At 50.8% G+C, this 22,182-nt stretch carries 22 protein-coding genes; 4 read left to right on the forward strand and 18 right to left on the reverse strand.

Annotated features, from left to right (window positions below):
- Window positions 1–43: 43 nt before the first annotated feature.
- The 10 genes from E8E00_RS16680 to folM all read right to left on the reverse strand — a co-directional run bounded on the left by E8E00_RS16680 (window position 44) and on the right by folM (window position 7,658).
- The gene (locus tag E8E00_RS16680; RefSeq protein ID WP_077639993.1) at window positions 44–925 is read right to left on the reverse strand and encodes a metal ABC transporter permease; all 882 of its coding nucleotides are present in this window, start codon (window positions 923–925) and stop codon (window positions 44–46) included.
- Window positions 922–1,767, reverse strand: a complete 846-nt coding sequence (locus E8E00_RS16685) for a metal ABC transporter permease (RefSeq protein WP_096631739.1) — start codon at window positions 1,765–1,767, stop codon at window positions 922–924. Before E8E00_RS16685 ends, E8E00_RS16680 begins: the two co-directional genes overlap by 4 nt.
- Window positions 1,764–2,645 carry an ATP-binding cassette domain-containing protein gene (locus E8E00_RS16690; protein WP_096631736.1) on the reverse strand — a complete coding sequence of 294 codons (882 nt, stop codon included), beginning with the start codon at window positions 2,643–2,645 and terminating at the stop codon, window positions 1,764–1,766. The genes E8E00_RS16685 and E8E00_RS16690 overlap by 4 nt, the downstream gene beginning before the upstream one ends.
- Window positions 2,632–3,534 carry a metal ABC transporter substrate-binding protein gene (locus tag E8E00_RS16695; protein ID WP_096631733.1) on the reverse strand — a complete coding sequence of 301 codons (903 nt, stop codon included), beginning with the start codon at window positions 3,532–3,534 and terminating at the stop codon, window positions 2,632–2,634. The genes E8E00_RS16690 and E8E00_RS16695 overlap by 14 nt, the downstream gene beginning before the upstream one ends.
- 154 nt (window positions 3,535–3,688) lie before the next feature.
- On the reverse strand, window positions 3,689–4,396 hold the full coding sequence (locus E8E00_RS16700) for an HAD family phosphatase (RefSeq protein WP_096631730.1): 708 nt from the start codon (window positions 4,394–4,396) through the stop codon (window positions 3,689–3,691).
- A gap of 38 nt (window positions 4,397–4,434) precedes the next feature.
- On the reverse strand, window positions 4,435–5,208 hold the full coding sequence (locus E8E00_RS16705; protein WP_096631728.1) for an ABC transporter substrate-binding protein: 774 nt from the start codon (window positions 5,206–5,208) through the stop codon (window positions 4,435–4,437).
- A gap of 146 nt (window positions 5,209–5,354) precedes the next feature.
- Window positions 5,355–5,924 carry a YceI family protein gene (locus tag E8E00_RS16710; RefSeq protein ID WP_096631726.1) on the reverse strand — a complete coding sequence of 190 codons (570 nt, stop codon included), beginning with the start codon at window positions 5,922–5,924 and terminating at the stop codon, window positions 5,355–5,357.
- Window positions 5,921–6,460 carry a cytochrome b gene (locus E8E00_RS16715; RefSeq protein WP_069588733.1) on the reverse strand — a complete coding sequence of 180 codons (540 nt, stop codon included), beginning with the start codon at window positions 6,458–6,460 and terminating at the stop codon, window positions 5,921–5,923. Before E8E00_RS16715 ends, E8E00_RS16710 begins: the two co-directional genes overlap by 4 nt.
- A 110-nt stretch (window positions 6,461–6,570) precedes the next feature.
- Complete coding sequence (gene folX, locus E8E00_RS16720; RefSeq protein ID WP_205907442.1) at window positions 6,571–6,939, reverse strand: dihydroneopterin triphosphate 2'-epimerase; 369 nt, start codon at window positions 6,937–6,939, stop codon at window positions 6,571–6,573.
- Between the two features lie 20 nt (window positions 6,940–6,959).
- On the reverse strand, window positions 6,960–7,658 hold the full coding sequence (gene folM, locus E8E00_RS16725) for a dihydromonapterin reductase (protein WP_096631723.1): 699 nt from the start codon (window positions 7,656–7,658) through the stop codon (window positions 6,960–6,962).
- A gap of 219 nt (window positions 7,659–7,877) precedes the next feature.
- Between folM and E8E00_RS16730 the strand changes: the two genes are divergently transcribed.
- Window positions 7,878–8,474 carry a DNA-3-methyladenine glycosylase I gene (locus E8E00_RS16730; RefSeq protein WP_096631720.1) on the forward strand — a complete coding sequence of 199 codons (597 nt, stop codon included), beginning with the start codon at window positions 7,878–7,880 and terminating at the stop codon, window positions 8,472–8,474.
- Here E8E00_RS16730 and E8E00_RS16735 read toward each other — a convergent pair.
- From E8E00_RS16735 to E8E00_RS16745, 3 genes are all read right to left on the reverse strand, one after another.
- Complete coding sequence (locus tag E8E00_RS16735) at window positions 8,465–8,956, reverse strand: C40 family peptidase (protein WP_069588728.1); 492 nt, start codon at window positions 8,954–8,956, stop codon at window positions 8,465–8,467. The genes E8E00_RS16730 and E8E00_RS16735 overlap by 10 nt on opposite strands.
- Window positions 8,953–10,182 carry a diguanylate cyclase gene (locus E8E00_RS16740; RefSeq protein WP_096631718.1) on the reverse strand — a complete coding sequence of 410 codons (1,230 nt, stop codon included), beginning with the start codon at window positions 10,180–10,182 and terminating at the stop codon, window positions 8,953–8,955. Before E8E00_RS16740 ends, E8E00_RS16735 begins: the two co-directional genes overlap by 4 nt.
- 330 nt (window positions 10,183–10,512) lie before the next feature.
- A complete protein-coding gene (locus E8E00_RS16745) occupies window positions 10,513–12,495 on the reverse strand; it encodes an exoribonuclease II (RefSeq protein WP_096631715.1) in 1,983 nt (660 codons plus the stop codon).
- A 371-nt stretch (window positions 12,496–12,866) separates the two neighbouring features.
- Between E8E00_RS16745 and E8E00_RS16750 the strand changes: the two genes are divergently transcribed.
- Entirely contained in the window at window positions 12,867–14,666 is a 1,800-nt protein-coding gene (locus tag E8E00_RS16750; protein ID WP_069588724.1) for a DEAD/DEAH box helicase, read from the forward strand.
- A 252-nt stretch (window positions 14,667–14,918) separates the two neighbouring features.
- Window positions 14,919–16,379 carry a TrkH family potassium uptake protein gene (locus tag E8E00_RS16755; RefSeq protein WP_096631713.1) on the forward strand — a complete coding sequence of 487 codons (1,461 nt, stop codon included), beginning with the start codon at window positions 14,919–14,921 and terminating at the stop codon, window positions 16,377–16,379.
- A gap of 8 nt (window positions 16,380–16,387) precedes the next feature.
- Here the strand turns inward: E8E00_RS16755 and E8E00_RS16760 are convergent, their stop codons facing one another.
- The 3 genes from E8E00_RS16760 to E8E00_RS16770 all read right to left on the reverse strand — a co-directional run bounded on the left by E8E00_RS16760 (window position 16,388) and on the right by E8E00_RS16770 (window position 20,725).
- Window positions 16,388–18,058, reverse strand: a complete 1,671-nt coding sequence (locus E8E00_RS16760) for a pyridoxal-dependent decarboxylase (RefSeq protein WP_096631711.1) — start codon at window positions 18,056–18,058, stop codon at window positions 16,388–16,390.
- 108 nt (window positions 18,059–18,166) lie between these two features.
- Window positions 18,167–20,077, reverse strand: coding sequence for a methyl-accepting chemotaxis protein (locus E8E00_RS16765; protein ID WP_096631708.1), 1,911 nt, complete (start codon window positions 20,075–20,077; stop codon window positions 18,167–18,169).
- Between the two features lie 411 nt (window positions 20,078–20,488).
- Window positions 20,489–20,725 (reverse strand): DUF3283 family protein, encoded by a 237-nt coding sequence (locus tag E8E00_RS16770; protein ID WP_077457192.1) that lies wholly within the window; start codon window positions 20,723–20,725, stop codon window positions 20,489–20,491.
- Window positions 20,726–20,877: 152 nt separating this feature from the next.
- Between E8E00_RS16770 and E8E00_RS16775 the strand changes: the two genes are divergently transcribed.
- Entirely contained in the window at window positions 20,878–21,255 is a 378-nt protein-coding gene (locus E8E00_RS16775; protein ID WP_096631706.1) for a helix-turn-helix transcriptional regulator, read from the forward strand.
- On the opposite strand, the gene E8E00_RS17540 is transcribed toward E8E00_RS16775, so the two are convergent.
- Both E8E00_RS17540 and E8E00_RS16785 read right to left on the reverse strand, forming a co-directional pair.
- Complete coding sequence (locus E8E00_RS17540) at window positions 21,223–21,429, reverse strand: DUF1289 domain-containing protein (RefSeq protein ID WP_198532242.1); 207 nt, start codon at window positions 21,427–21,429, stop codon at window positions 21,223–21,225. The genes E8E00_RS16775 and E8E00_RS17540 overlap by 33 nt on opposite strands.
- 77 nt (window positions 21,430–21,506) lie before the next feature.
- On the reverse strand, window positions 21,507–22,175 hold the full coding sequence (locus E8E00_RS16785; protein WP_096631704.1) for a glutathione S-transferase family protein: 669 nt from the start codon (window positions 22,173–22,175) through the stop codon (window positions 21,507–21,509).
- Window positions 22,176–22,182 lie beyond the last annotated feature (7 nt).

Consider the following 22,182-nt stretch of genomic DNA (forward strand, 5'->3'; position numbering starts at 1 on the left):
CGCACTGCTGAGGTTGGGATGCCGCTGTGTTCGCCGATGCCGATCAGTGCGATTGCGCTGAGTGGGTGGTGGCAGAGCGCGTTGCTTTTGTGGTTTGGCGCGTCGGCTGCGGGCGTTGTTGGTTGCGGTGGATTTGATATTGCTGCCACGCGAAGGTCACCACAAAACAGCCGGTGAGTAGCAATACAATAGTCGGGCCGGGTGCACTGTCGAGGTAAAACGAGAGGGTGACGCCGCCCACGGCGGTGACTAAGGCGATCGCACAGGCAATCCATAACATGCGGCTAAATTGCTTGCTGAGCATAAAGGCGGTGACGCCTGGTGCAATCAACATCGCTACCACTAAGATAATCCCCACAGCATGTAACCCCGCCACAATGGTGGCAATCATCACTGAGAGCAGCAGCCAGTGAAGCTTTTGTACGGGGAGTCCGAGCACGCTGGCTTGCGCAGGGTCGAACGAGAGCAGCATTAAATCTCGCCCTTTAAGCAGCACAAGCGCCAGCACGACCAAGCCAGTGATGGCGGCTGTGAGCAGCTGTTGGTGGTTAATCCCCAACAGGTTGCCAAATAGAATATGGTCAAGGTGCAAATCAGACGGGAACTGGCCTTGCAAAATCAGCCCCAGTGCGAAAAAGCCAGAAAATACAATTCCCAGCAAGGTGTCTTCTTTCACACGGCTATTTTGTTTGAGCCAATGCACACTGGTGGCGCATGCAGATCCTGCGGCAAAGGCGCCGACAATCAGCGGCAGGCCAAATAAGTTTGCCAACACCAACCCCGGCAGCACCGCGTGTGCCACGGCATCGCCAATTAATGACCAGCCTTTTAACACCAAATAGCACGAAAGAAGCGCACAGGGCAGCGCTACCAAGACGGCCATCAGCAAGGCATCTTGCATAAAAGTCAGTTGATATGGATTCATTGCAGTGCCTCCTGACGTTTAGCGCGCCGTGCGAGGATCCCGTGTTTGGGGCCAAACACAAAGGCGGCTATGAAGAGTCCCACTTGGGCCAGCACAATCAGTGCGCCGGCGTTAAGGTTGGCGAAATAGCTGATGTACACCCCAAACAGTGAAGTGAGTGTGCCGATGACGCCGCTTATGACCAACACGGGCCCGAAGCGATCAATCAATAAATAGGCGGTGGCGCCGGGGGCGATCACCAAGCAAATCACCAAAAAGGCACCGACACTTTTAAGTGCCGCCATGGTGCAAGCGCTGAGCAGCGCAAAAAACAGCACTTTGAGCCCTACGACTGGCAAGCCAATGCAGCGGGCGTGGCTTTCATCAAAAAAGGTCAGCATAAAATCACGCCATTTCACCGCCAGTACGGTGAGGCTGACCAAGGCAATGATCAGCATTTGCACCGCATCGAGCGGGGCAATGGCGAGCAAGTTGCCCAGCATAATTTGTTGAATATCGACCGCGACGGGCGAAATGGAGACTAAAAACAGGCCGAAGGCGAAAAAGCTTGAGAAGATCAAACCGATGATCGCATCTTGTTTGATGTGGCTACGTTGGTGCAAAAACAGCATCACACTCGCGGCCATGCCGCCGGCAACAAAAGCGCCGAGTGAAAAGGGCAAGCCCAGCATATAAGCGCCGGCAACGCCCGGTACAATCGCATGAGAGAGGGCATCGCCCATCAGCGACCAGCCTTTGAGCATCAAAAAGGCGGAGAGCAAGCCGCACACGCCACCAATTAAGGTGGTGACCAGCAATGCTTTTTGCATGTATTGATAGGCGAGAGGATCGAGTAAGCTCATTCGCGGCGCTCCTGCGCGCTTTGTTCGCGCTTGCCGTACACCACCAAGGGACGTTCATCGTCGGAAATCACCGACAGCTCGCGCGGATCGGCATCTTGGTGGAGCTGATCGCTGGGCATGACATACTGGCGCAGTTTGCCGCCAAAAATGGCACTCAGGTTCTCGGTGGTAAACACATGCTCAGTGTGTCCGCCTGCTACTACCGCGCGATTGACCAGCACAGTGCGATCGCAAAAGTCGGGCACGGTGCCAAGGTTATGGGTGGCGATTAAAATGGTTTTGCCTTCGTCTTTAAGTTCGAGCAACAAACGCATAATCGACTCTTCACTGGTGACATCTACGCCAGTAAAAGGCTCATCCAGTAAAATCAGCGGGCTGTGCTGAGCCAGAGCACGGGCGAGGAAAACGCGCTTTTTCTGTCCGCCGGACAGTTCACCAATTTGCCGCTGGCGAAAGGCTGTCATACCCACGCGGGCTAAGGCCTCATCCACGGCCTGATGATCCGCCGCTTTGGGGCGACGCATAAATGACATCTTGCCGTAGCGACCCATCATCACCACGTCTTCCACTAACACCGGGAACGACCAATCAATCTCTTCCGATTGAGGCACATAAGCGACCAAGCCTGCTTTTTGCGCTTGCTTAATTGGGGTGCCGTTCACCGCAATGCTGCCACTGCCGGGATTCACAAACCCCATGATCGCTTTAAACAAGGTGGATTTGCCGCTGCCATTGGCACCGACTAGGGCAGTAATGGTTTGCGCTGGCAGCGAGAAGCTGGCGTGTTCAAGAGCACACAGGCCGTTTCGATACACGACACGCACCTCGTTGACATCTAACACACTGGACGTGCCGTCGGTTAAATCATAGTGCGTCATGGCGTAACCCCGCTAACACGGTTTCTGTGGTAACTGTCAGTAAGGATAGATAGTCAGGCACGGGTCCGTCAGCGCTGCTGAGCGAATCGACATATAAAAGGCCGCCATAGTGTGCGTCGGTTTCTGCGGCGACTTGTTTGGCGGGCGCATCAGACACGGTGCTTTCGGAGAAGACAGCACGCACTTGGTGTTCTCGCACGGTATCAATCAGCGCGCGCACTTGTTGCGGTGTGCCCTGGCGCTCGGCGTTAATCGGCCATAAATAGGCTTCGTTGAGGTTTAAATCACGCGCCAGATAAGAAAACGCGCCTTCACTGCTCACCAACCAACGCTGGGATTCGGGGACAGCGGATAAGGCATCTTGCGCACGCGCGAACACGGCTTGAATTTGCGCTTTGTAGGCTTTGGCATTGGCTTGGTAGTGCGTTTGGTTGACAGGGTCGTACTTAATCAGGGCTTGCTCGATGTTATCAACGTATCGCATCGCATCAGAGGGCGACATCCACGCGTGTGGGTTGGGCTTGCCACGATACGGGCCCGAGGCAATCACAATCGGCTCCACCCCGTCAGATAAGATCACATTCGGCACCTTATCAATGTGCTGGAAAAAACGTTCGAACCAGCGCTCTAAGCCTAACCCGTTCCACATCACCACATCCGCACCTTGCGCACGCAGAATATCTCCCGGAGTGGGTTGGTAATTGTGGATCTCCGCGCCGGGTTTAGTGAGAGACACTACCTCGGCATGCTCGCCCGCCACGTTGGCAGCCATATCAGCCAGAATGGTAAAGCTGGTCACCACTTTTAGCTTGTCCGCGTGTTTTAATTGGTCGGCGTGCGCCATCGGAGAGAGCAAGAGCGCCGCAATAATTAGCAGGTGTTTTCTCATAAGCGTTAATCTCGTTCATTATGCGAGTGACTACGGCGTGAGGTCGCCAGCCGATCATACGTTAAAGATAACGGTTATGATAATCATTCTCAAGTGAGTGTTATTAAAAAGGGCACACAAGGCGCCCTGTCGTCACGTTTCCTGTGATCTTTTACTAATCACGAATGGTGTCGTAGCGAGCCCATTCCATAATGGTCCAATCTTTTTCTTGGGCATGCAGGCTTAAGTGCGGGTCCGGGTTAACCGCAAAAGCGCTGTCGACTTGCTCAAGCAAGGGGACATCCCAGTGCGAATCACTGTAACCGTATGTGTGGCCGACCGTGTCATGACGGTCAGATAGCCATGCCTGCATGTAGTCATGCTTGCCACGAAAATCACGCACGCAATGGGATATGCTGCCTGTATACACACCATTTAATGTTTCAAGCTCAATCGCAATCACGGTATCGAGTTTGAGTAGTTCGCCAATTGGCCTTGCCAAGTGTGCGGCGGTATTCGATACCAGCACACAGTGATCGCCACGGTTGCGATGCCACTCGATGCGCTCTAACGCTTGTGGCACTACCACGGGAGCAACGCGCTGATCGATAAAGTCGGTCGCCCATGCAGCCACAGTTTGAGTGGATTTTCCTTTGATTGGGCTCAACTGCACTTGCATATACTGCTCAAGGTTGATGCGGCCTTTTTTAAAATCCAGATACGCCCGTTTTTCTTGGTCGACCACGTTTTGCGGGGCGAGATCGCACTGGCAAAGGTATTCCAGCCACGCTTGCTTGGTGTCGGTGGCAATCAGTGTTTCGTCTAAGTCGAAGAATGCAATGTTAATCGGAGAAGTCATAGCCAAACTGATGTAATGAGACATTGATAGGCATCCTAACCAGCAACTATGACGATAGGGTTTCACTCTGCAGCCACATCGTCTGGTAAGAGCAGCCCGTATTTTTGCTTCAAATCGTCAAAGGTGCCATTCCGTTTGATTATTTCTAACCCGCGGTTAAAGGCTTGAATATATTCTTGCGCCTTAGGGTTGGCTTTGCCGGCGGTGACATGGATATGTTGCTTGATCATCGGGGTGGGGGAAAAGTGAAAATCATCAGCATCTAGGTTTAAGGGCTCGAGCTCGTGTTGCATCACAAAGCGATTGCCCACAGCCAGATCGACCCGTTTGGCAGCGAGCATTTGTAAGCTTGATCTTAACGAGGTGGTTTCCACCCGTTGAAAATAATCCGCGTCTAAAAACCAAGGTTCATAGCCATATTCCAGTACACTGGCAACCCGTTTGCCGGTAAGGCTGTCTGGGCCAGTGAAGTTAAACGCTGTGTCTTTTCGCATCATGATATCGATATTGGTTGCGAAATAGGGGTCGCTGTAGAGTAGAAATTCACTACGTGCGTCTGTGTACCAAGTGGTGGTGATTAAGTCGATTCGCCCATTTCTGACTTCGTACAAACCACGCGCCCAAGGGAAGAGTAAGAATTTGGTGTCATAGCCTTGGGTAGAAAGGGCAGCGGTCACTACTTCAACAGAAAAGCCCGGTTTAGCTGTATCTCGAGTGACGTAAGGAGGCCAAGCGTCGTTGACTGCGGTAACAATTTTCATCGCCCCTTGTGCAGGAATTGTGGCGAGACAGAAAGCAAAAACGAAGGAAAGACGCTTAAAAGAGGTGAGTCTCATAAATAGGTATCCTTATCATTTAATGGATATCATCGCCAGACCAAGGCGTCGCTTTTTATGAGTATAGTGAATGTTTAGGGATAGATAATAAACGCCCCAGCAGGTGCCGGGGCGTGTGGATTAGTAGGGAAGGAAAGGGTTATCCCTTATTGGCGGATACCCTCTACGTGCAGCTCCATATCGACATACGTGGCTGGACCCATAGTGGCAATGCCGAAATCAGCAAGCTCGAGGCGAGTGTTGCCCATAAAGCCTGCGCGGTAGTTACCCCAAGGGTCATCGCCGTGGCCAACTAATTCAGCGTCAATCTCAATCGGCTTGGTTTGCCCATGCAAGGTGAGATCGCCTGCAATAGTCATTGAGCCATCGCCGTTATCTGTGACCTTGGTGCTCTTGAAAGTGGCTTGGCCAAACTTGCTCGCGTTAAGAAAATCCGCACTACGAATATGCTTGTCACGCTCGGCTTGGTTGGAGTCCAAGCTGGTGGTATCAACGGTCACTGTCACGCTAGACGCGCTAATGTTGTTGGGATCAAATTCAAACTGACCATCAAATTTGTTAAAGCGACCCTTGATAAAGCTGTAGCCCAAGTGAGGCACTTTGAAGTTGACAGAGGCATGTGCGCCTTTGGTGTCAATCATATAAGTGTCTGCCAATGCAGGCCCAGATAAGAGTGTCGCGGCGCTAATTCCCATGGCTAACATGAGTTTTTTCATTTCGGGTTTCCTCCGATCATCTTCCGTAATGTATTGTCTTTGTCAATAAAATGGTGCTTTAACGCAGCCAGTGCGTGAACAGCGGCTAGGGCAATCAGGGTAATGGCAACGTAATAGTGTACGTCACCCGCGATATCCGACTGATTAGGGAAAAGCTCCCCAGCACTCGGCACGGTAAACCAAGTAAACACGTCGATACCTCGGCCATCTGAGGTGGAAATTAAATACCCAGACACAAACAGTACTGCGAGGAGCAAGTAAATCGTGTGATGTGCCGCGGTCGCGGCCTTACGTTCCCACGCTTTGCCCTCAACCTTGGGCATCGTATGAGTGATTTTCCACCCTAAGCGCAGTATGGTGGCGCCAGCGAGCAAGATCCCAATGGATTTATGCCAATGTGGGGCGGTTTGATACCAACTGCTGTAATAGCTAAGGTCGACCATCCACAGGCCCACGGCAAACAAGCCGATAATGACCAGAGTAGAGAGCCAGTGCAGCACCCGCATTACAGGATCGTAACTCGTTTTTGCTGTCATAGTCCCTGTCCTAATAACAATTCCAACACAGTATATAAGGTAAAATGAAATTCAGAACCAAGTTACCTTGAACAAGATGTTCGAATTATTCTAACGAACTCTTTACGCGGTTACGAATCGCGGTCTGTCCAACTGAGGCTCAGTGAGACGGAGTCGGCAAACCTTAACGCATGCGGCTTATCAATAGTTACTTGGGCGTAACGCACCCAGTGGTGATCGCGTGCAATGTCGAGCACGCCGGCGACCAGTTTTTCCAACAACAAAAAGCGGCCATTCTCAACATAGTCGATAATCGCTTTGGTGATCACTTTATAGTTCAGTGCGTCGTCAACATTATCTTCTTGGCTGGCTTTGCGGCCGGGATAGTGAATTTCTACGTTAATCACCACGTCTTGCTTTTTTTCCTGTTCTTCGGGGTTAAAGCCGATATAAGTACGCAAACGTAGGTTGGTAATTTTGATCACAGCGTCATTCATCATTGTGCTTTCCAGTTAGGCAATTACGCTAAATGGCGTCCGCCATCGAGTTTAAGGGATTGGCCCGTCATATGCTGACTGGCAAGAATAAAGTCGCAGGCGTCGATCACTTCCTGCTCGCCGGGCACGGTGCCCAAAATCGATTTTTTGCGCGCTTTTTCACGGTAGGAATCGTCATCGCCGTCGTTAAACATGATAAGCGCAGGGGAAATACTGTTTACCTTGATGTCGGGGGCGAGTTGTTGGGCAAACGATAGCGTGAGGTTTTCAAGCGCGGCTTTACTCGCGGCATAGGCAAGGTGTTTTGCGCTACCTTTATGGGCCACATAATCGGTCAGGTGAATAATGTCGCCGCTATTCATCCATCGGGTTGCCGCCATATTGATTAGATAAGGCGTTTTGGCGTGGATTTGCATCATGCTGTCAAACAAAGCCGCGAAATCTTGGCTTTGCTTTTCACTGTCCCACGATGAGGCATTATGGATTAAGCAATCAAACACCGGATTGTGCGCGTCAATGGCTTGGATAAATGCGTGAATGCCGGCATCGGTAGAAAAGTCCGCCTGAATACAGTGGGCGCCTCGCTCGATAAGCTCACTCACTTGGGGGCGCGGTGTCCGATACGACACAGTGACTTGATGCCCTTGGGCAAGAAAGTGACAAGCAAGCGCGTAGCCGATCCGTTGTCCTGCCCCTGTGATAAGAATATGCTTTTTTGTCACGTGTTTTCCTTTATGGTTACCACTGAGAGTGAATGCACTCTGACAACAACGAGTATGTTACGTTTCATAGACTTGTAGCGATCAAAGATAGCGACATGTTAACGAAATCGACAGATTTATACGGAGTTAACTCGCTGATTTCGTGGCATGAACAACAAAATCGCGGACAATCGGAACAAATACATTACCATCATGCAACCAACTTTAAGGAAAATTGTCATGGAACCTTGCCAATGGGCACAGCAGAGTGAGTCGGAGCGGCATTATCACGATACCGAGTGGGGCGTGCCGACATTTGATGATCAAGCGATCTTTGAGTTCATTTGCTTAGAGGGCGCGCAAGCAGGATTAAGTTGGCGGCTGATTCTAGAAAAGCGTTCCGCGTATCGCGCCGCTTTTTCTGATTTCGATTTCTATCAACTGGCAAACGTGGCTGAGCCGAATATTGCTGAGATCATGGCCAACCACGAGATTGTCCGCAATCGCTTGAAAGTAGCGTCTGTGTTTACCAATGCGAAAGCGGCGGTGACGCTGGTGGAAGAGTATGGATCCTTGGCGAGAGCACTTTGGCAGTTTACTGACGGTGTACCAATTGTTAACCACCACCAATCGGATGCCGATGTCGCCACCGCGACCGACGAGTCCCGCGCCATGAGTCGCTTTTTGAAAAAGCGTGGCTTTAAGTTTGTGGGCGAGACCATTTGTTATTCGCTGATGCAAGCGCTTGGCATGGTCAATGATCATGTCGTCACATGTCCGCGCTATCAACCCTGTTGCGAACTGGCTGACTCGGTAAAAGCCTCGCCTCAGAAATAACGACGGAATTGCCAGAAGCGCGCTTGCCAATAAGGGTTATCGAGGCGTGACACTGTCACTCCTTGTGACGTGGACGCATGCATAAATTGCTGATTGCCGAGATAGATACCAACATGGCGCAAGCCGGGGCGAATGTGGAAGAAAACCAAATCGCCCAATTGAGCATCCTGATAATCAACCGGATAGCCGCCCTTTGCTTGGCCATGAGTTGTGCGCGGTAAGGGCGTGGATAGCGCATCACGATAAACGCGCTGGGTATAAGCCGAGCAGTCGATGCCTTGGCGTGAGGTGCCTCCCCAACGATAAGGCGTGCCTTGCCATTGCTGGTAGTGCTGGGTTAGTGCGTAGTGCAATGCTTGGCTGCTTGCGGAATGTGAGTGAGCCGAGGAGACGGGCGTTGTGCTTGAGTCCGGATCCGATGGTGAGCTGCTACATGCGCTTAGCAACAGGATGAAGGTACACACTAACCCTAGCTTTATCATTCGCTTCCTCGAATACAGTTTCTTCCCGCCTGTTTAGCTTTATACAGCGCTTGATCGGCCAGTTGCAACACTTCATCCGGTTGGCTGGCTTGCGAGGCATCGGCGAAGCCGATACTGACAGTCACATGAACGGTTGCGCTATCTTTTTTCTGTCCTCGTTTTTGCTTGCCTTCACTCGGGTTGGTGGGACGGTTTTCTTCACGAAGTACCAACGGGTATTGGGCAATATCCTCTCGCAATGCGTCAAGAAAAGGCAGGCATTGATCGGTGGTTTTTCCTTTGAATAAAAGGGTAAATTCTTCCCCGCCGTAGCGGAAAGCGCTTGCGCCACCTTCGCATTGTGACAGCAAACTCGCCACCAGTTTTAACACATCGTCACCGGTTTCATGGCCATAGGTGTCATTAAAGCGCTTGAAGTGATCCACATCGAGCATGGCGATGGTGTAACGACGACCGAGGTGTTTTAACTCATCTTGCAATGCCCGACGACTTGGAATGGCGGTTAAACCATCTAAAAAGGCCAATTGATGACTAAACGCGACTTGGTTGGCAATAAGGAGTAAGCCGGCAATGGCAAAACTAAATGATGACACATAGGCCATATCAAAAAAGATCACCGTGACTGATGTACAGGTGAGCGCGATAAAGGTGGCATGATCATCGACACTGTTTTTATGTAAAACACGTATCGCGGCCATACACAGCGCAATCAGTAGCATTACGATCAAAAGCAGGGGCAATGGGCTAAAGGCGGGGATGCGCACAAACACTGGATGCTGGTACAGCCAGGTCGCCAATTCACCATATTGCATCACTAACAGCGCGCCCCAGCCAATCTCGAGTGCCATAGCGGCAAAAAATAACAAGCCATACAGCGAGGTCAGCTTTCTATCGCGGGTGATGCGAATATAGAGCAAATTAATCGGCAACAATACGACTAGAAGGACATATTCCAAATAGGTTGTGCCGTCAGTCAGTGGTGATTGCAGCCGGGTTAAAATGACGGTGTAGCTAATAAGCAATATCACCACAGTCATGCCAACACGCGCACTCTTGAACAAGTGACTTAATAGCAGGGCAGTAAATAATAAATAGAAGGGAGCGGCATAGAGTAAGTTTAGGTATGGCGAAAGCGAGGCCAGCAACGGGTGATAACCGGCAGCAAAAACAAGGAAGATAAGTAGCGGCACGCCCAAACGTGCTAACGGTGAATGTAACAGCCCCATGACACCTTATATACTGCGTGGCAAGTGTGAAAAACCAATGCTTGTGTTTTAGCTATCATAGTTTGCGCACGGTGAAAGGGTGCCAAATTCAGGGCCTTAAACAAACAGACTGTGACCAGCCTTGTGCTTTTTCCTGCCGATGCGCCGTCAAGGCTTGTTATCGATGGGATGGTGGCTCGATGACCCTGGCGCCTTGCCGTTAGATAGCGCGAAACTAATGACTAACCTATCACTTTCGGCGCAAGACGCCCAATAAAAAAGCCAAGCGGTAAGGCTTGGCTTTGAAGGGGAGTGGACTCGCCGTAGAGAGCCACAAGAAAGAGGGCGAGATTATTCTTCTTTCGCTTGCTCAGGCAGCGCAAACACTTGGGTTGGTTTTGCCACAATAGAGCGCGTGGATTCTTTGATATCCGCAATCACCACTTCTAGGCTGTCGCCAAGCTTAAACTCAACGTTGCCATCAATGGTCACTGTGCCAGTTTCTTTATCACAGGCAATGCGGGTTTTGTTATCGATGATCAGCGACGATGGGATAAACGCCGGTGCGCCATTTTCGAGTAGGCGAACACGCATACCCGCGCGATTAATATCAAAGATTTCCGCTGTGTAACGGGTTTGTGCTTCCACTTCTGGCTTCAACAAACGGACGTACAGCCAATCAGCGACATCGCGCTCGGCCATGCGGTGGTGTTTGCGATGACCAGCCAGTTCTTCACCGACCGTATCCGCAGGGGCATTAGCTTCGCTTTCGCCGCGAATGCTCGCTTTGAGTAAGCGGTGGTTAATCATATCGCCGTACTTACGGATAGGCGATGTCCATGTAGCGTAGACATCAAGGCCCATCGCGTAGTGAGGAGCTGGCTCGTGACCAATTTCACTGTACGCTTGGAAACGACGCAGGCGGTTGTCGAGATACGTGCTGTCGAGGCTGTTTAACCAACGACGCAATGCGCTAAAGCCTTCAACGGTTGCCAAACTTTCGCTATCGGCTTCTCCTTCATGGGCTTTGACCAACTCGACCACATCGTCCAGCTTGTCACTGTTAAAGCCTGCGTGGGTGTTAAAAATACCGAAACCGAACGATTCACGCAGTTTGCGACCCGCACAAATGTTAGCGCTGATCATCGCCTCTTCAACGATACGGTTAGCGATGCGGCGCGCGTCAGTGTGAATCGCGATCACATCGTTATCTTCGCTGAGTTCAAAGCGATAGTCTGGACGATCGGGGAAGGTCACCGCATGCGTTTCACGCCATTCAATGCGAGCAAGTGCAAACTGATGCAACTGATGGATTTGATCCGCGATGTCGCTGCTCTCTGGCTGCCATGCTGCTTGTTCACCTTGCTCGATGTAGTCAGACACCTTGTCGTAGGCTAGCTGGCCGTGTGATTGGATCCATGCTGAGAAAAACTCGGCGTCATCGGCAATGGTGCCATCGGCAGCGATATTGAAGGTACAGCAAAGCGCCGGACGTTTCTCGTGGGCACGTAGTGAACACAAATCGTCACTCAGATCGCGAGGCAACATTGGGATATTGCGACCGGGCAAGTAAATCGTAAAGCCGCGGCTGCGGGCCACTTGGTCAAGGTCGTCATCCGCATCGATATACGCAGTCGGATCGGCAATCGCGACTGTCATGGTAAAGCCGCCTTGCTCGTTGGCTTTTACATATAACGCATCGTCCATATCTTTGGTCGATTCGCTATCAATGGTCACGAAGGGGAGCGCGGTCAGATCGCGGCGCTCTAAACCTTGCTCCAACATCGCCCATGCTTCTTTAGGCGCAGGCTCTTGGTTTGGTAAGTTATGTTTTGCTAGCGTGACCCACCAAGGCGCAATCTTGTCATTGGCATCGGTGATTTTTTCACTGACTTGGCAGAAGAAGTTGTCGTCGCCTTTGAGTGGGTGACGGATCAGGGATGCGACAACCCAGTCGCCATCTTTAAGTTCGTCTTGCGATAAGCCGCGCTGGGTTTTGGCGCGGATAGCATCTTTGATTTGCGGATGATCCGGGACAATATTGAGACGGTTACGAATCCACTGAACGCGACCAATAAAGCGGTCAATGCTTTGCTCAATCAAGGCATCCGGCTCTGCGACCTCACGCTCTTTTTCTGTGCGAACGAAGGCTTCAACACGATCACCGTGCATCACTTTCTTCATATACGGTGGTGGAATAAAGAGGCTGGTTTTATCGTCCACTTCTAAAAAGCCAAAGCCTTTTTCAGTGGCTTTCACCGTTCCCTCTTTCTTGGGCAGGGTTTCTTGGATCTGTTGCTTAAGTTGCGCTAGCAGGGGATTGTCTTGAAACATAACATCGGTCTCGGTTTTCGAATCGCCACACTATACGTATTCGGTCACGCAAAACCAACCCGTGACCGGAAATTGCTATCGATGGTGTGGTAAGGCGTGGATCCGAGTGAATCGCCAGTAATCGGTTGATGCGTAACCATACAGGGATTGTATGCGAGATAAACAATGTGCCACATGAGTGCGCGAAATCGGCAAAATTTGTGAAGTTGTTCAACTTTTTCTGGCTTTTTTCGCCTGAATAGCGCAGAATGCACACCCTTAATTACCGAGGCCCGTGGCGCTGGTGACTTACACTGTGAAAGAGCAGTGTAGCTGGTTGAGCAGAACGCTGAAGGGGCCCCGTTTCGCTACACTCATAGATTGGGATCCCAATGCAAGAATCTGTAACCAAATTTCGCCAGTTAGATCTGGCCGACACCCTTTTATCTGCACTTGACGCCATGGGCTTTGAATCGCCAACACCGATTCAGGCTGCGTCTATTCCTGTGCTGCTAGAAGGCCGTGATGCGCTAGGTAAAGCGCAGACGGGGACGGGCAAAACCGCGGCGTTTTCTTTGCCGCTGTTGAACAAAGTTGATTTAAGCCAGCATAAACCTCAAGCCATCGTGATGGCGCCGACTCGCGAGTTGGCCATTCAGGTTGCTGCTGAGATGAAAACCTTGGCGCAAAACATCAAAGGCCTCAAAATTCTTGAGATCTACGGTGGTGCTTCGATCGTTGATCAAATGAAGGCGCTGAAAAGCGGCGCGCACATTATCGTGGGTACCCCAGGTCGTGTGAAAGATTTGATTAACCGCGATCGTTTGAAGCTGGATGAAGTACATACCTTTATTCTCGACGAAGCGGACGAAATGCTCAAAATGGGCTTCGTAGACGACGTCACTTGGATCATGGAGCAAGCACCTGAGTCGGCACAACGCGTGTTGTTCTCTGCCACCATGCCTCCAATCGTTAAACAAATTGTTGATCGTTTCTTGCGTAAGCCTGCTCGCATCGATGTTGCGGGAAGCAACCGTACGGTTGAGAAAGTTGAGCAACAATTCTGGGTTGTGAAAGGCGTAGAAAAAGACGAAGCGATGAGCCGTCTTTTGGAAACGCAAGACACAGACGCCTCGATTGTGTTCGTTCGTACTCGTCAAGATACCGAGCGTCTTGCGGACTGGTTGTCTGCACGTGGCTTTAAAGCCGCTGCGCTGCACGGTGATATTCCGCAATCTCAACGTGAGCGTACGGTTGACCACATCAAACGTGGCGTGATTGATATTTTGGTAGCAACTGACGTTGTTGCGCGTGGTCTTGATGTGCCACGTATCACCCATGTCTTTAACTATGACATTCCGTTTGATGTTGAATCTTACATTCACCGCATTGGTCGTACCGGTCGTGCTGGACGTGCAGGTAAAGCGATCTTGCTGGTACGTACCAACCAGATGCGTATGCTGCGTACCATTGAGCGTGTCACTCAGACGCGCATGGACGAAATCCAGTTGCCGAACCGCGATAAAGTAGCGGAATCTCGTGTGGCCCGTTTGGCTAGCGAACTGGCTGAGAAAAAAGATGCTGACTCAATCGCTCCTTTCGTCAGCTTGATTGAACAGCTCCAAAACGACATCGAAGTTGATGCGACTACCTTAGCGGCGATGCTACTTCAGCGTCAGCAAGGCAAGCGTCCATTGTTCTACAAAGGCCCTGATCCTATGATTGCGGCGATGGAACGTGAAAGCCAACGTCGTGAGCGTCGTCGTGATGATCGCCAAAATGGTCGTGACCGCCGTGATACCAACCCGGCAGACTGGGATACCTATCAGTTAAGCGTGGGTCGTGAGCAAGGCGTACAAGTTAAAGATATCGTTGGCGCGATTGCCAACGAGCTAGGTCTAGACAAAAACAACATTGGTGCGATCAAACTGGCACCGGGACACACTTACGTACAGTTGCCAAAGACCATGCCAAAAGAAGTCTTTGCGCAGCTTCAGAAGCTACGTATTCGCCAGAAAGAAACCAACGCACAACGCGTTGAAGGCAATGTGATCCGTGACCGTCGCCCAAGCGATCGCGGTGGCCGTGGTCGTCAAGACCGTGACAACCGTGGTCGTGGCGAACGTCGCTTCAACCGTGACCGTGGCAATGATCGCGGCTCATTCCGCGGTGAGCGTCGCCAAGCGCAGTAAATAATAGAAAGCCGGGTAGCAATGCCCGGCTTTTTTGATCCATGTCTGCGACGTAATGCCTTGTTGGCAGGGTATTAACGGCGCTGATATGCCTGTGGCATTGTGGGACATTCCCGATGTGCCAGCTATATACTTTTAACGGTGCGCGGTTTAATGTGCACTTTTACCGTTGTCGCCTTTAATGGCGTGATAACGCGAGTGGTTCGAAGGGCTTGCAGGCCACTGGTGCGTTAATGATGAGTTTCCCATGTCATGATTAACTTTCAAAACACACTGCGTCTATTGGGCATGCCTGTTTTATGGATGGGTATTGTTCAATTTGTGTTTGGACTTCTGTCGCTATTCCTATTTCGCGATCATGTGTCGACACAGTTTTTTTATCCCTCTTTACTGATGATGATGGCCTCTTTGGTTATCTCTTGGCTATTTCGTAAAAGTAAGCTAAGCCAAGTCACCTTCCGTGATGCCTTATTGTTTTCGACCTTTACGTGGATTTTGGTCGGTATATTGGGTGGGATCCCGATTAAACTGGTGACTGGGGTGAATTTTTCGGATGCCACCTTTGAGTCGATCAGTGCACTTAGCACCGCTGGTGCCACCATACTCAGTGGGCTGGATGATATGCCCGCCTCTTTCCTGTTGTATCGCCAGTTTTTACAATGGATGGGCGGACTTGGTGTGGTTATCTTTGTGGTCGCGGTGCTTCCTATGTTGAACGTGGGCGGGATGCGGCTGTTAAAAGCAGAAACCCCCGGACCCATCAAAGACGAGAAATTGTCCCCGCGGATCTCTAAAACGGCCCACTATTTATGGGGCGTGTATGTGGTGATCACGCTTGCTTGTGCCCTTGCGTATTATTTGGCGGGGATGAGTGCTTACGATGCCATTGCCCATAGTTTCTCAACCGTTTCAACCGGTGGCTTCTCGACGCATGATGCCAGTATGTGGCACTTTCAAAGCCATTTGATGTTGATGATCTCCAATGTCTTTATGCTGCTTGGCGCGATTAACTTCGGTTTGCACTTTCGTATTTTTCGCATCGGTTGGCGGGGTGTGCGTTTGTATTTCGAAGATGAAGAATCACGGGTCTTTCTCATTGTCGTTGCCTGCTTATCCCTGATATTGGGATTATATTTATACGGTGAATCACGCTATGAATCGGTGTGGGTTTCTCTAAGCTTTGCTGCGTTTCATGTGGTGTCTTTTATTACCAGTACGGGGTTCGGTGCTGCTGATTTAAGCTCTTGGCCTGCGGCGACCGGACTGTTCTTGGTGTTCTGTGCCTATTTGGGTGGCTGCTCAGGCTCGACTGCTGGCGGGAACAAAATTATTCGCGATATCATCACGTTTAAAATTATTCGTCGCCAGCTGCACCAATTGATTCACCCCTCAGCGATGCTGCCTATTCGCTATCAGGACAAAGTCGTATCCAACGACGTGACGCAAGCGGTTATGGCGTTTATGTCGCTGGCTGCGCTGACCACGGGTGTTTTCACCTTGTTGATGATGATGACAGGTCTCGACTTTTGGTCTGCATTTACCGCGGTCGTCGCATGTATCAATGTATTGGGCCCAGGTTTTGGTGAGGTTGGCAGCAACTTCCAGCCGGTGAGTGACACCGGTATTTGGTTCCTGAATGCCGCAATGATTTTGGGCCGTTTGGAGTATTTCACCGTTTTGGCCCTGTTTATGCCGCACTTTTGGCGTTGGTAAGCCCGCGATCAGGCGGGCTGTTCAGTCTCCGTTGCCATTAAGGTGTCAATAAATTCACCGATATGGCGCTGCTCGGTATACGGATTAAGGAACACGGCCTTTTCGCCGGGAATAAACAAGCATTGGCCATCGGTGTCGAACTCCGTATGGGCAATGGATTCAACCCAATTGGTATGAAGTTTTCGACCTTGCCGAGCCAAAAAGTGCTGGCGGTGAAATAAGCTGTGCTGGGTAATGCTGTCGATACGCGCGCCTAATTGGTGTAGCTTTTGTTCTTGCTCGAACAAGGTATCCACATCGAGGTCTTCAGCGGGGTGATACAGGCGAAAGGCCACCGTGGGCCCCAAGTTATCTCTTGCGACCACTTTGCAATAAGGTAAATCGCTCAATCGTCCCTTCAGATACTCCGCGTTTTGTAAGCCATGCGCAATCATGGTCTGATAGCCTCGCTTGCCCAGCATATTAAGCGCACAGTAAGCACCATAAGCCCCCGCTGCACCGCGAGAACACTCAATGGTGGATTGCAGATGGGTATGGGTGGTTTTGCTCGCTTCAAAATAGGAGAAATAGTGAGGATCTTGTTTGAGGCATTCCATATCGTCGCTATTTTTGAACATCACCAAACTGGAGGTATAAGGGACAAACCCCCATTTTTGGAAATCGATCGTGATGGAATCGGCATAGCGCAGACCACGGATCCGCGGGAGTAAGGCGGCGAGTTTTTGCTTAGTCACGCTGTTAATGCCGAGCGGATTGTCGTTAAAGTCGTAATCATTGAACATGATAAGTGGCCAACCGACGGCCGCATCCACATGAATATGAGGCTTGCTGACGACGTTATATTGCTGACAAGCACGCTCTCGGATCTGATACACGCGTTCAATGTCATCAATTGCAAAGGTGTCTGTGGTCCCAAAGGTGAGCAAGATGGTAGGAACCGCTAGCCCTTGCGCCAAACAGCCGTTTAAGGTGTAGGCAAAATCATCCAAATCCATGCGGTTACGCGCATCGACTTTGACGCGAAGCACTTGATTAGGAATATCTGTCCCTAACAGGCCGAGGTTCGTCATGTTGGAATAGTGACCGGCCAATGAGTTAATCATCCGAAAGTCTTGCCCTTGCAGACCCCGCTGACCGGACAGCGGAAACTGTTTTCTCAGCCCAAGCAAGTAACCGTAGAGGTTGCCAAAGGTGCCACCTTGGGTAAAAAGCCCCGTGGCGCGTTGGTCATCATAACCAATCAAGTTGGCGACTTGGCGGACGATAGTTTGCTCAAGCTCTACCGACAACCCCGCGTATTCGCTATACACCAAGTTTGGATTGGCCAAAGTAGCCAGTAGTGCGCCATGAATGGCAGGGTCACAGGGCGCAGTAATCACATTTTCGACCGCTTGCGGTGCAGTCCAATCTTTGGAGTGTGTTGCCGCGTGTAAAGCAAGCGGCGGAAAAATATGATGACTCAGATCGCTGTGGCTGGGCACGTGTTGTTGCTCAAGTAAATGTATATCGGGTGACGTTGGCGCGGGGAGCATACCTTGCTCGAGCCACTGGGCTAAACCCGGCGTACGATAAATGGGCCAGCGGTTCGGGTCTCGGTTAAAAAAATGCGCCCGCATGGTTTGGTAATGTTTAGCGAACGTGGGGGTGACGGCATAGCCGTCGGGGTGGGCACTAGACATAACTACATCTCCAACTGCGAAGTCAGGCAGGGGGCCCTGCCTGACGATAACAACAACCGAATAAAGTGTGAGGGTGCTTGTGCCGCTTGAAACGGACTGCGTGCAAAACTACTGCAGTTTAAAATTGGACACTAAGCGATCAAGCTCTTGATTCGACTGTGATAATGAGTCGGTTGCGGAAACGGTTTGCTTACCGCTCTCGACTAAGCTGCTCACCATGTCGCGAATCGAGAGCATGTTTTTACTCAACTCCTCCGCTACGGCACTTTGTTCTTCGGTCGCGGTTGCGATTTGGGTGCTGACATCATCAATTTCACGTACGGAGGCGCTCATGATGGTCAGGCTGTTTGAGACTTCCGACGTCTTATCCGCCGTGCTTTGGCACTGCTCTTTGGTTTTTCCCATCGCCTCAACCACGCTCGATGTGCCATCAAGGAGGGCAGTAAGCATATCTGAGATTTCGGTCGTGCTGCTTTGCGTGCGCGCGGCGAGGGCACGAACTTCATCGGCAACCACCGCGAACCCACGGCCTTGCTCACCGGCCCGCGCGGCTTCAATCGCGGCGTTAAGGGCAAGCAGGTTGGTTTGCTCGGAAATTTCCCCGATCACATTGAGCACGTCGCTGATTTTGTTTGCATCCTGATTCATGCTGGTGATTCGGGCTGACATATCTTCCACTTCATCTACCAGTGCACTCACGGTGACGACGGCATTGTCGACCACTTCAAGCGATTGACTGGCCTCTTTACTGGCCGATTCTGTGATGTCATTCGATTGCGAGACATTTTGAGCAATACTGCGTGCACTTTCACTCATCTCAGTAATCGCGGTCACCACTTGTTCGGTTTCTGCCGAGTGCGCCTCGAGAACAGACTCGTTTTCTTGGGTGTTTTGCGACAGCTGGGTGATGTTGCTGGAAATCATTTGACTGGCTTGGGAGACCTTCAGCATCATATTTTGCAGGTTTTCGACAAAGGTATTAAAGCCGCGGCTGATTTGGGCCAAATCATCGTTGCCATTGACCTCAAGTCGTGCGGTGAGATCGCCGCTCCCTTTGGAGAGATCTAACACCGCTTGTTTCAATTTGATCAGTGGACGGTATGAGTAATTGATGATCAGATAGATCGCTGCCAAGCTCAGCGCCAGCAGGATGATCCCCGTCACTAAAGATTCAATTTTAGCACTGCGAATGTCTGCCAACGCCGTTTGCTGATCCACAAACACCATCAGCGTCCAATAGCGATTTTCCGTGAGGTTAACGCGCTGGAAATAGCCATCAAAATTAATGCCCATATAGGGAAAGCTCAAGTGACCTCGCTCATCGGTGCGGAACATGTTTTCCATATCACTGAAGGTGGCACTGACCTGAGAGGGCGTTTTGCCGATATCGTTCGGATCATCACTGGCAAAAAAGACTGCGTTTTGATCGGTCAGTGTTGCGGCACCACCGGCAAAGCGCATGTTGCTTACCTGAGTGATCACGCTTTCCAGTGGAATGTCACCAAGCAACGCGCCGATGAAGCGGCCATTTTCAAACACGGGGGCAACCGCGCTGATCACCTTACCGCCAGTCACTTTGTCGGTGTAAATACCGGTTAAGTGAATGGATTGATCGGCTTTGACTTGCCGATACCAGTCGCGATCGCGGAAGTTGTATTGGTTGGTGGTGACGCCATCGCCTGAATGATTCGACATAAACGAATCACCGGTTTCATACGTCATGATCACATTGGCGATACCGGCGGTGTCTGCCAGCATCCTCACTTGCGCCACGTTTTCTTGTGCGGTGAGGCCCGTTGTGAAGTGATTTGCACCTTTTTCAATAGCCGAGAGTTGCGAGGTAACCAGCTGCTCTAACTCTGTAACATGGTGATCAAGTTTGTTTTGTGTTTGTGTGGTGAGAGACTCAATCATTTTCTCTCGTAGCGAGAGCGTATTGAGTGTTCCCAACACCACGAGAGAGACGGTCACCAACAGACCGACCCCCACCATAATGCGTGATTTAAACCCCAACGTCATAGTTTTTACCCCTTACTGAGCTAACGCTTGTCTGTCTAAAAAGTAAGGGTGCTTCCTACGGGCGGTAATCGTACACTGTCCGCTTTTCTATGCGGCTTTTATTATGGTTACCGCGGAGTCACCCAGCCAACACCGTTTTAAAGTTAGTTAAATGTTCGGCAACTCGCCAAATAATGAATGCTTTTTGATAAGAATAACAGTAGAGCGGGTTGGTGGATTTGGCTAGTCGAAATGACAAAAAAGTGTATGACAATTTGGCGTCACTCGTGCGCTGGAGGTGTCACAAAACACAGACACCTATGCTGTTTTAAACAGGTGATTTATTGGCAGAGAGAATAACTGGTTTAAAGTTGGTCTCTTTTATCCGTGCGGAGCGCTTTGTGTAAACGCGCCTTAATAGGCGCGAGAGGATCAGCTGACAGGGGGGTCTTGTTCGGGAATGATGAAGGCGTCGGGTTGGGCTCGATACTTTTCGACGCATTCGAGGTAGAAGTCCCGCTGCCATTCAGCTAGCGCATGCGCTTCTTGCTCGAATAGGCTCGATTCTGCTTTGTTGTTGACCACTTTCCAAACTGCGTAGGCGGCTTGTTTGTCGAGTTCTATTTTTTGTTTTTCATCGGCAGGCAGGTTCGCCAAATTAATGTCCATAGGGGGCTCTTGTGTTTGGGCGCGTAGTCGCGATCCTAGCGAAGTCGATGCCACACGGCAAGATTAACTCGCGCTTAACGGCAGGCTGACATTCGTCGGTCGTGGCTTGTTACCCTTGCAGCCAATGCTCTTTTTTTCGATTGGACACTAGGATGACGTTTAACCAAGAGGATCGACAAGCCCTCTACGACACGTGGATGTCGTACAAAGCCAAAGCACGGATCACGCAAATTGAAATGGCAAAACGCTTAGAAGTCAGCCATCTTACCTTTTCACGTTGTATTCATGGCGATGCCACACTCGACAGCCGTTTTGTGTTCGCATTTTGTCAAGCGATGGGCGTTGAGCCCAACAAAATCTTACCCAGCCTGCGTGAGCGCGAACAAGCGTACCAAGATGTGTTGGTAAGCAGTAAAGTCATTGTCGACGGCGACATTGAAGCAGTGTACTACGAAGGTAACCAAGTGATTATTGAATACCGTAAACCACTGGTGGCATCAGCTGAATCGTCGTTTGAACGGGTTTCGTGAGGGGCGAATGGGCTCAGGCGGTTTGGGGTCAGGACGCTGTGGGAGCTCAGCCATAATCGCGGCGCGCTGATCGTCGGTCATTTTGCCCCACGCAATGATTTCATCGAGGGTACGCTTGCACCCTACACAAACATCTTCTTCACGGCGGCACAAACCAATACAGGGCGTTAACACGACAAAACCTCGACAGCATAGACAGAACAAAAAGGGCAGGCCAATGATGTGCCTGCCCGTTTAGTATACCGCTCAGCCTAGCGTGTGACCATGCCGCGAATTTGTTTGGCGCGCTCTTCATCTGTCGCGTCAGAGGGGGCGGGCGTGAGTAGCGCCTTTTGGCAGGCAGGCCTTGCCGCTAGCGTATCTAGCCACGCTTTTAAAGCATCAAGGCCCGAAATATCAATGCCGCTCCATTCATGAATGCGCGCCCAAGGCCAGGTGGCCATATCGGCAATGGTGTATTCGTCGCCGGCAAGGAACGGATGTTTTTGCAACTGGCCATCAACCACTTCGAGTAAGCGTCGCCCCTCTTTTTGATAGCGTTCGATTGCCGCTGGGATTTTCTCTGGGAAATAGCGGTAAAACACGTTCGCTTGGCCCATCATGGGCCCAACCCCACCCATTTGAAACATGAGCCACTGGATAGTTTGCGAGCGCGCTTTAGGGTCTGACGTTAGAAACTGCCCCGTCTTTTCCGCGAGATAGAGCAAAATGGCACCGGACTCAAACACAGCAAAATTGTCGTTGTCCTGATCGACAATGGCAGGAATACGTCCATTGGGGTTAATCGCCAGAAATTCCGGTTGTTTCTGTTCGTTCGCCATTAAATCGAGTGCATGCAATTGATACGGCAGTCCCATTTCTTCCAAGGCGATCGCAACTTTGTAGCCATTGGGGGTGGCGGCTGAATAAAAGTCAATCATGTTAGCT

The organism is Salinivibrio sp. YCSC6 (assembly GCF_004916735.1).
Taxonomy (GTDB): domain Bacteria; phylum Pseudomonadota; class Gammaproteobacteria; order Enterobacterales; family Vibrionaceae; genus Salinivibrio; species Salinivibrio proteolyticus.

What these genes read in the sequence shown, in the direction of transcription:
- E8E00_RS16680 (WP_077639993.1), bottom strand. Translation starts at nt 925, where the DNA reads ATGAATCCATATCAACTGACTTTTATGCAAGATGCCTTGCTGATGGCC.
- E8E00_RS16685 (WP_096631739.1), bottom strand. Translation starts at nt 1,767, where the DNA reads ATGAGCTTACTCGATCCTCTCGCCTATCAATACATGCAAAAAGCATTG.
- E8E00_RS16690 (WP_096631736.1), bottom strand. Translation starts at nt 2,645, where the DNA reads ATGACGCACTATGATTTAACCGACGGCACGTCCAGTGTGTTAGATGTC.
- E8E00_RS16695 (WP_096631733.1), bottom strand. Translation starts at nt 3,534, where the DNA reads ATGAGAAAACACCTGCTAATTATTGCGGCGCTCTTGCTCTCTCCGATG.
- E8E00_RS16700 (WP_096631730.1), bottom strand. Translation starts at nt 4,396, where the DNA reads ATGTCTCATTACATCAGTTTGGCTATGACTTCTCCGATTAACATTGCA.
- E8E00_RS16705 (WP_096631728.1), bottom strand. Translation starts at nt 5,208, where the DNA reads ATGAGACTCACCTCTTTTAAGCGTCTTTCCTTCGTTTTTGCTTTCTGT.
- E8E00_RS16710 (WP_096631726.1), bottom strand. Translation starts at nt 5,924, where the DNA reads ATGAAAAAACTCATGTTAGCCATGGGAATTAGCGCCGCGACACTCTTA.
- E8E00_RS16715 (WP_069588733.1), bottom strand. Translation starts at nt 6,460, where the DNA reads ATGACAGCAAAAACGAGTTACGATCCTGTAATGCGGGTGCTGCACTGG.
- folX (WP_205907442.1), bottom strand. Translation starts at nt 6,939, where the DNA reads ATGATGAATGACGCTGTGATCAAAATTACCAACCTACGTTTGCGTACT.
- E8E00_RS16730 (WP_096631720.1), top strand. Translation starts at nt 7,878, where the DNA reads ATGGAACCTTGCCAATGGGCACAGCAGAGTGAGTCGGAGCGGCATTAT.
- E8E00_RS16735 (WP_069588728.1), bottom strand. Translation starts at nt 8,956, where the DNA reads ATGATAAAGCTAGGGTTAGTGTGTACCTTCATCCTGTTGCTAAGCGCA.
- E8E00_RS16740 (WP_096631718.1), bottom strand. Translation starts at nt 10,182, where the DNA reads ATGGGGCTGTTACATTCACCGTTAGCACGTTTGGGCGTGCCGCTACTT.
- E8E00_RS16745 (WP_096631715.1), bottom strand. Translation starts at nt 12,495, where the DNA reads ATGTTTCAAGACAATCCCCTGCTAGCGCAACTTAAGCAACAGATCCAA.
- E8E00_RS16750 (WP_069588724.1), top strand. Translation starts at nt 12,867, where the DNA reads ATGCAAGAATCTGTAACCAAATTTCGCCAGTTAGATCTGGCCGACACC.
- E8E00_RS16755 (WP_096631713.1), top strand. Translation starts at nt 14,919, where the DNA reads ATGATTAACTTTCAAAACACACTGCGTCTATTGGGCATGCCTGTTTTA.
- E8E00_RS16760 (WP_096631711.1), bottom strand. Translation starts at nt 18,058, where the DNA reads ATGTCTAGTGCCCACCCCGACGGCTATGCCGTCACCCCCACGTTCGCT.
- E8E00_RS16765 (WP_096631708.1), bottom strand. Translation starts at nt 20,077, where the DNA reads ATGACGTTGGGGTTTAAATCACGCATTATGGTGGGGGTCGGTCTGTTG.
- E8E00_RS16770 (WP_077457192.1), bottom strand. Translation starts at nt 20,725, where the DNA reads ATGGACATTAATTTGGCGAACCTGCCTGCCGATGAAAAACAAAAAATA.
- E8E00_RS16775 (WP_096631706.1), top strand. Translation starts at nt 20,878, where the DNA reads ATGACGTTTAACCAAGAGGATCGACAAGCCCTCTACGACACGTGGATG.
- E8E00_RS16785 (WP_096631704.1), bottom strand. Translation starts at nt 22,175, where the DNA reads ATGATTGACTTTTATTCAGCCGCCACCCCCAATGGCTACAAAGTTGCG.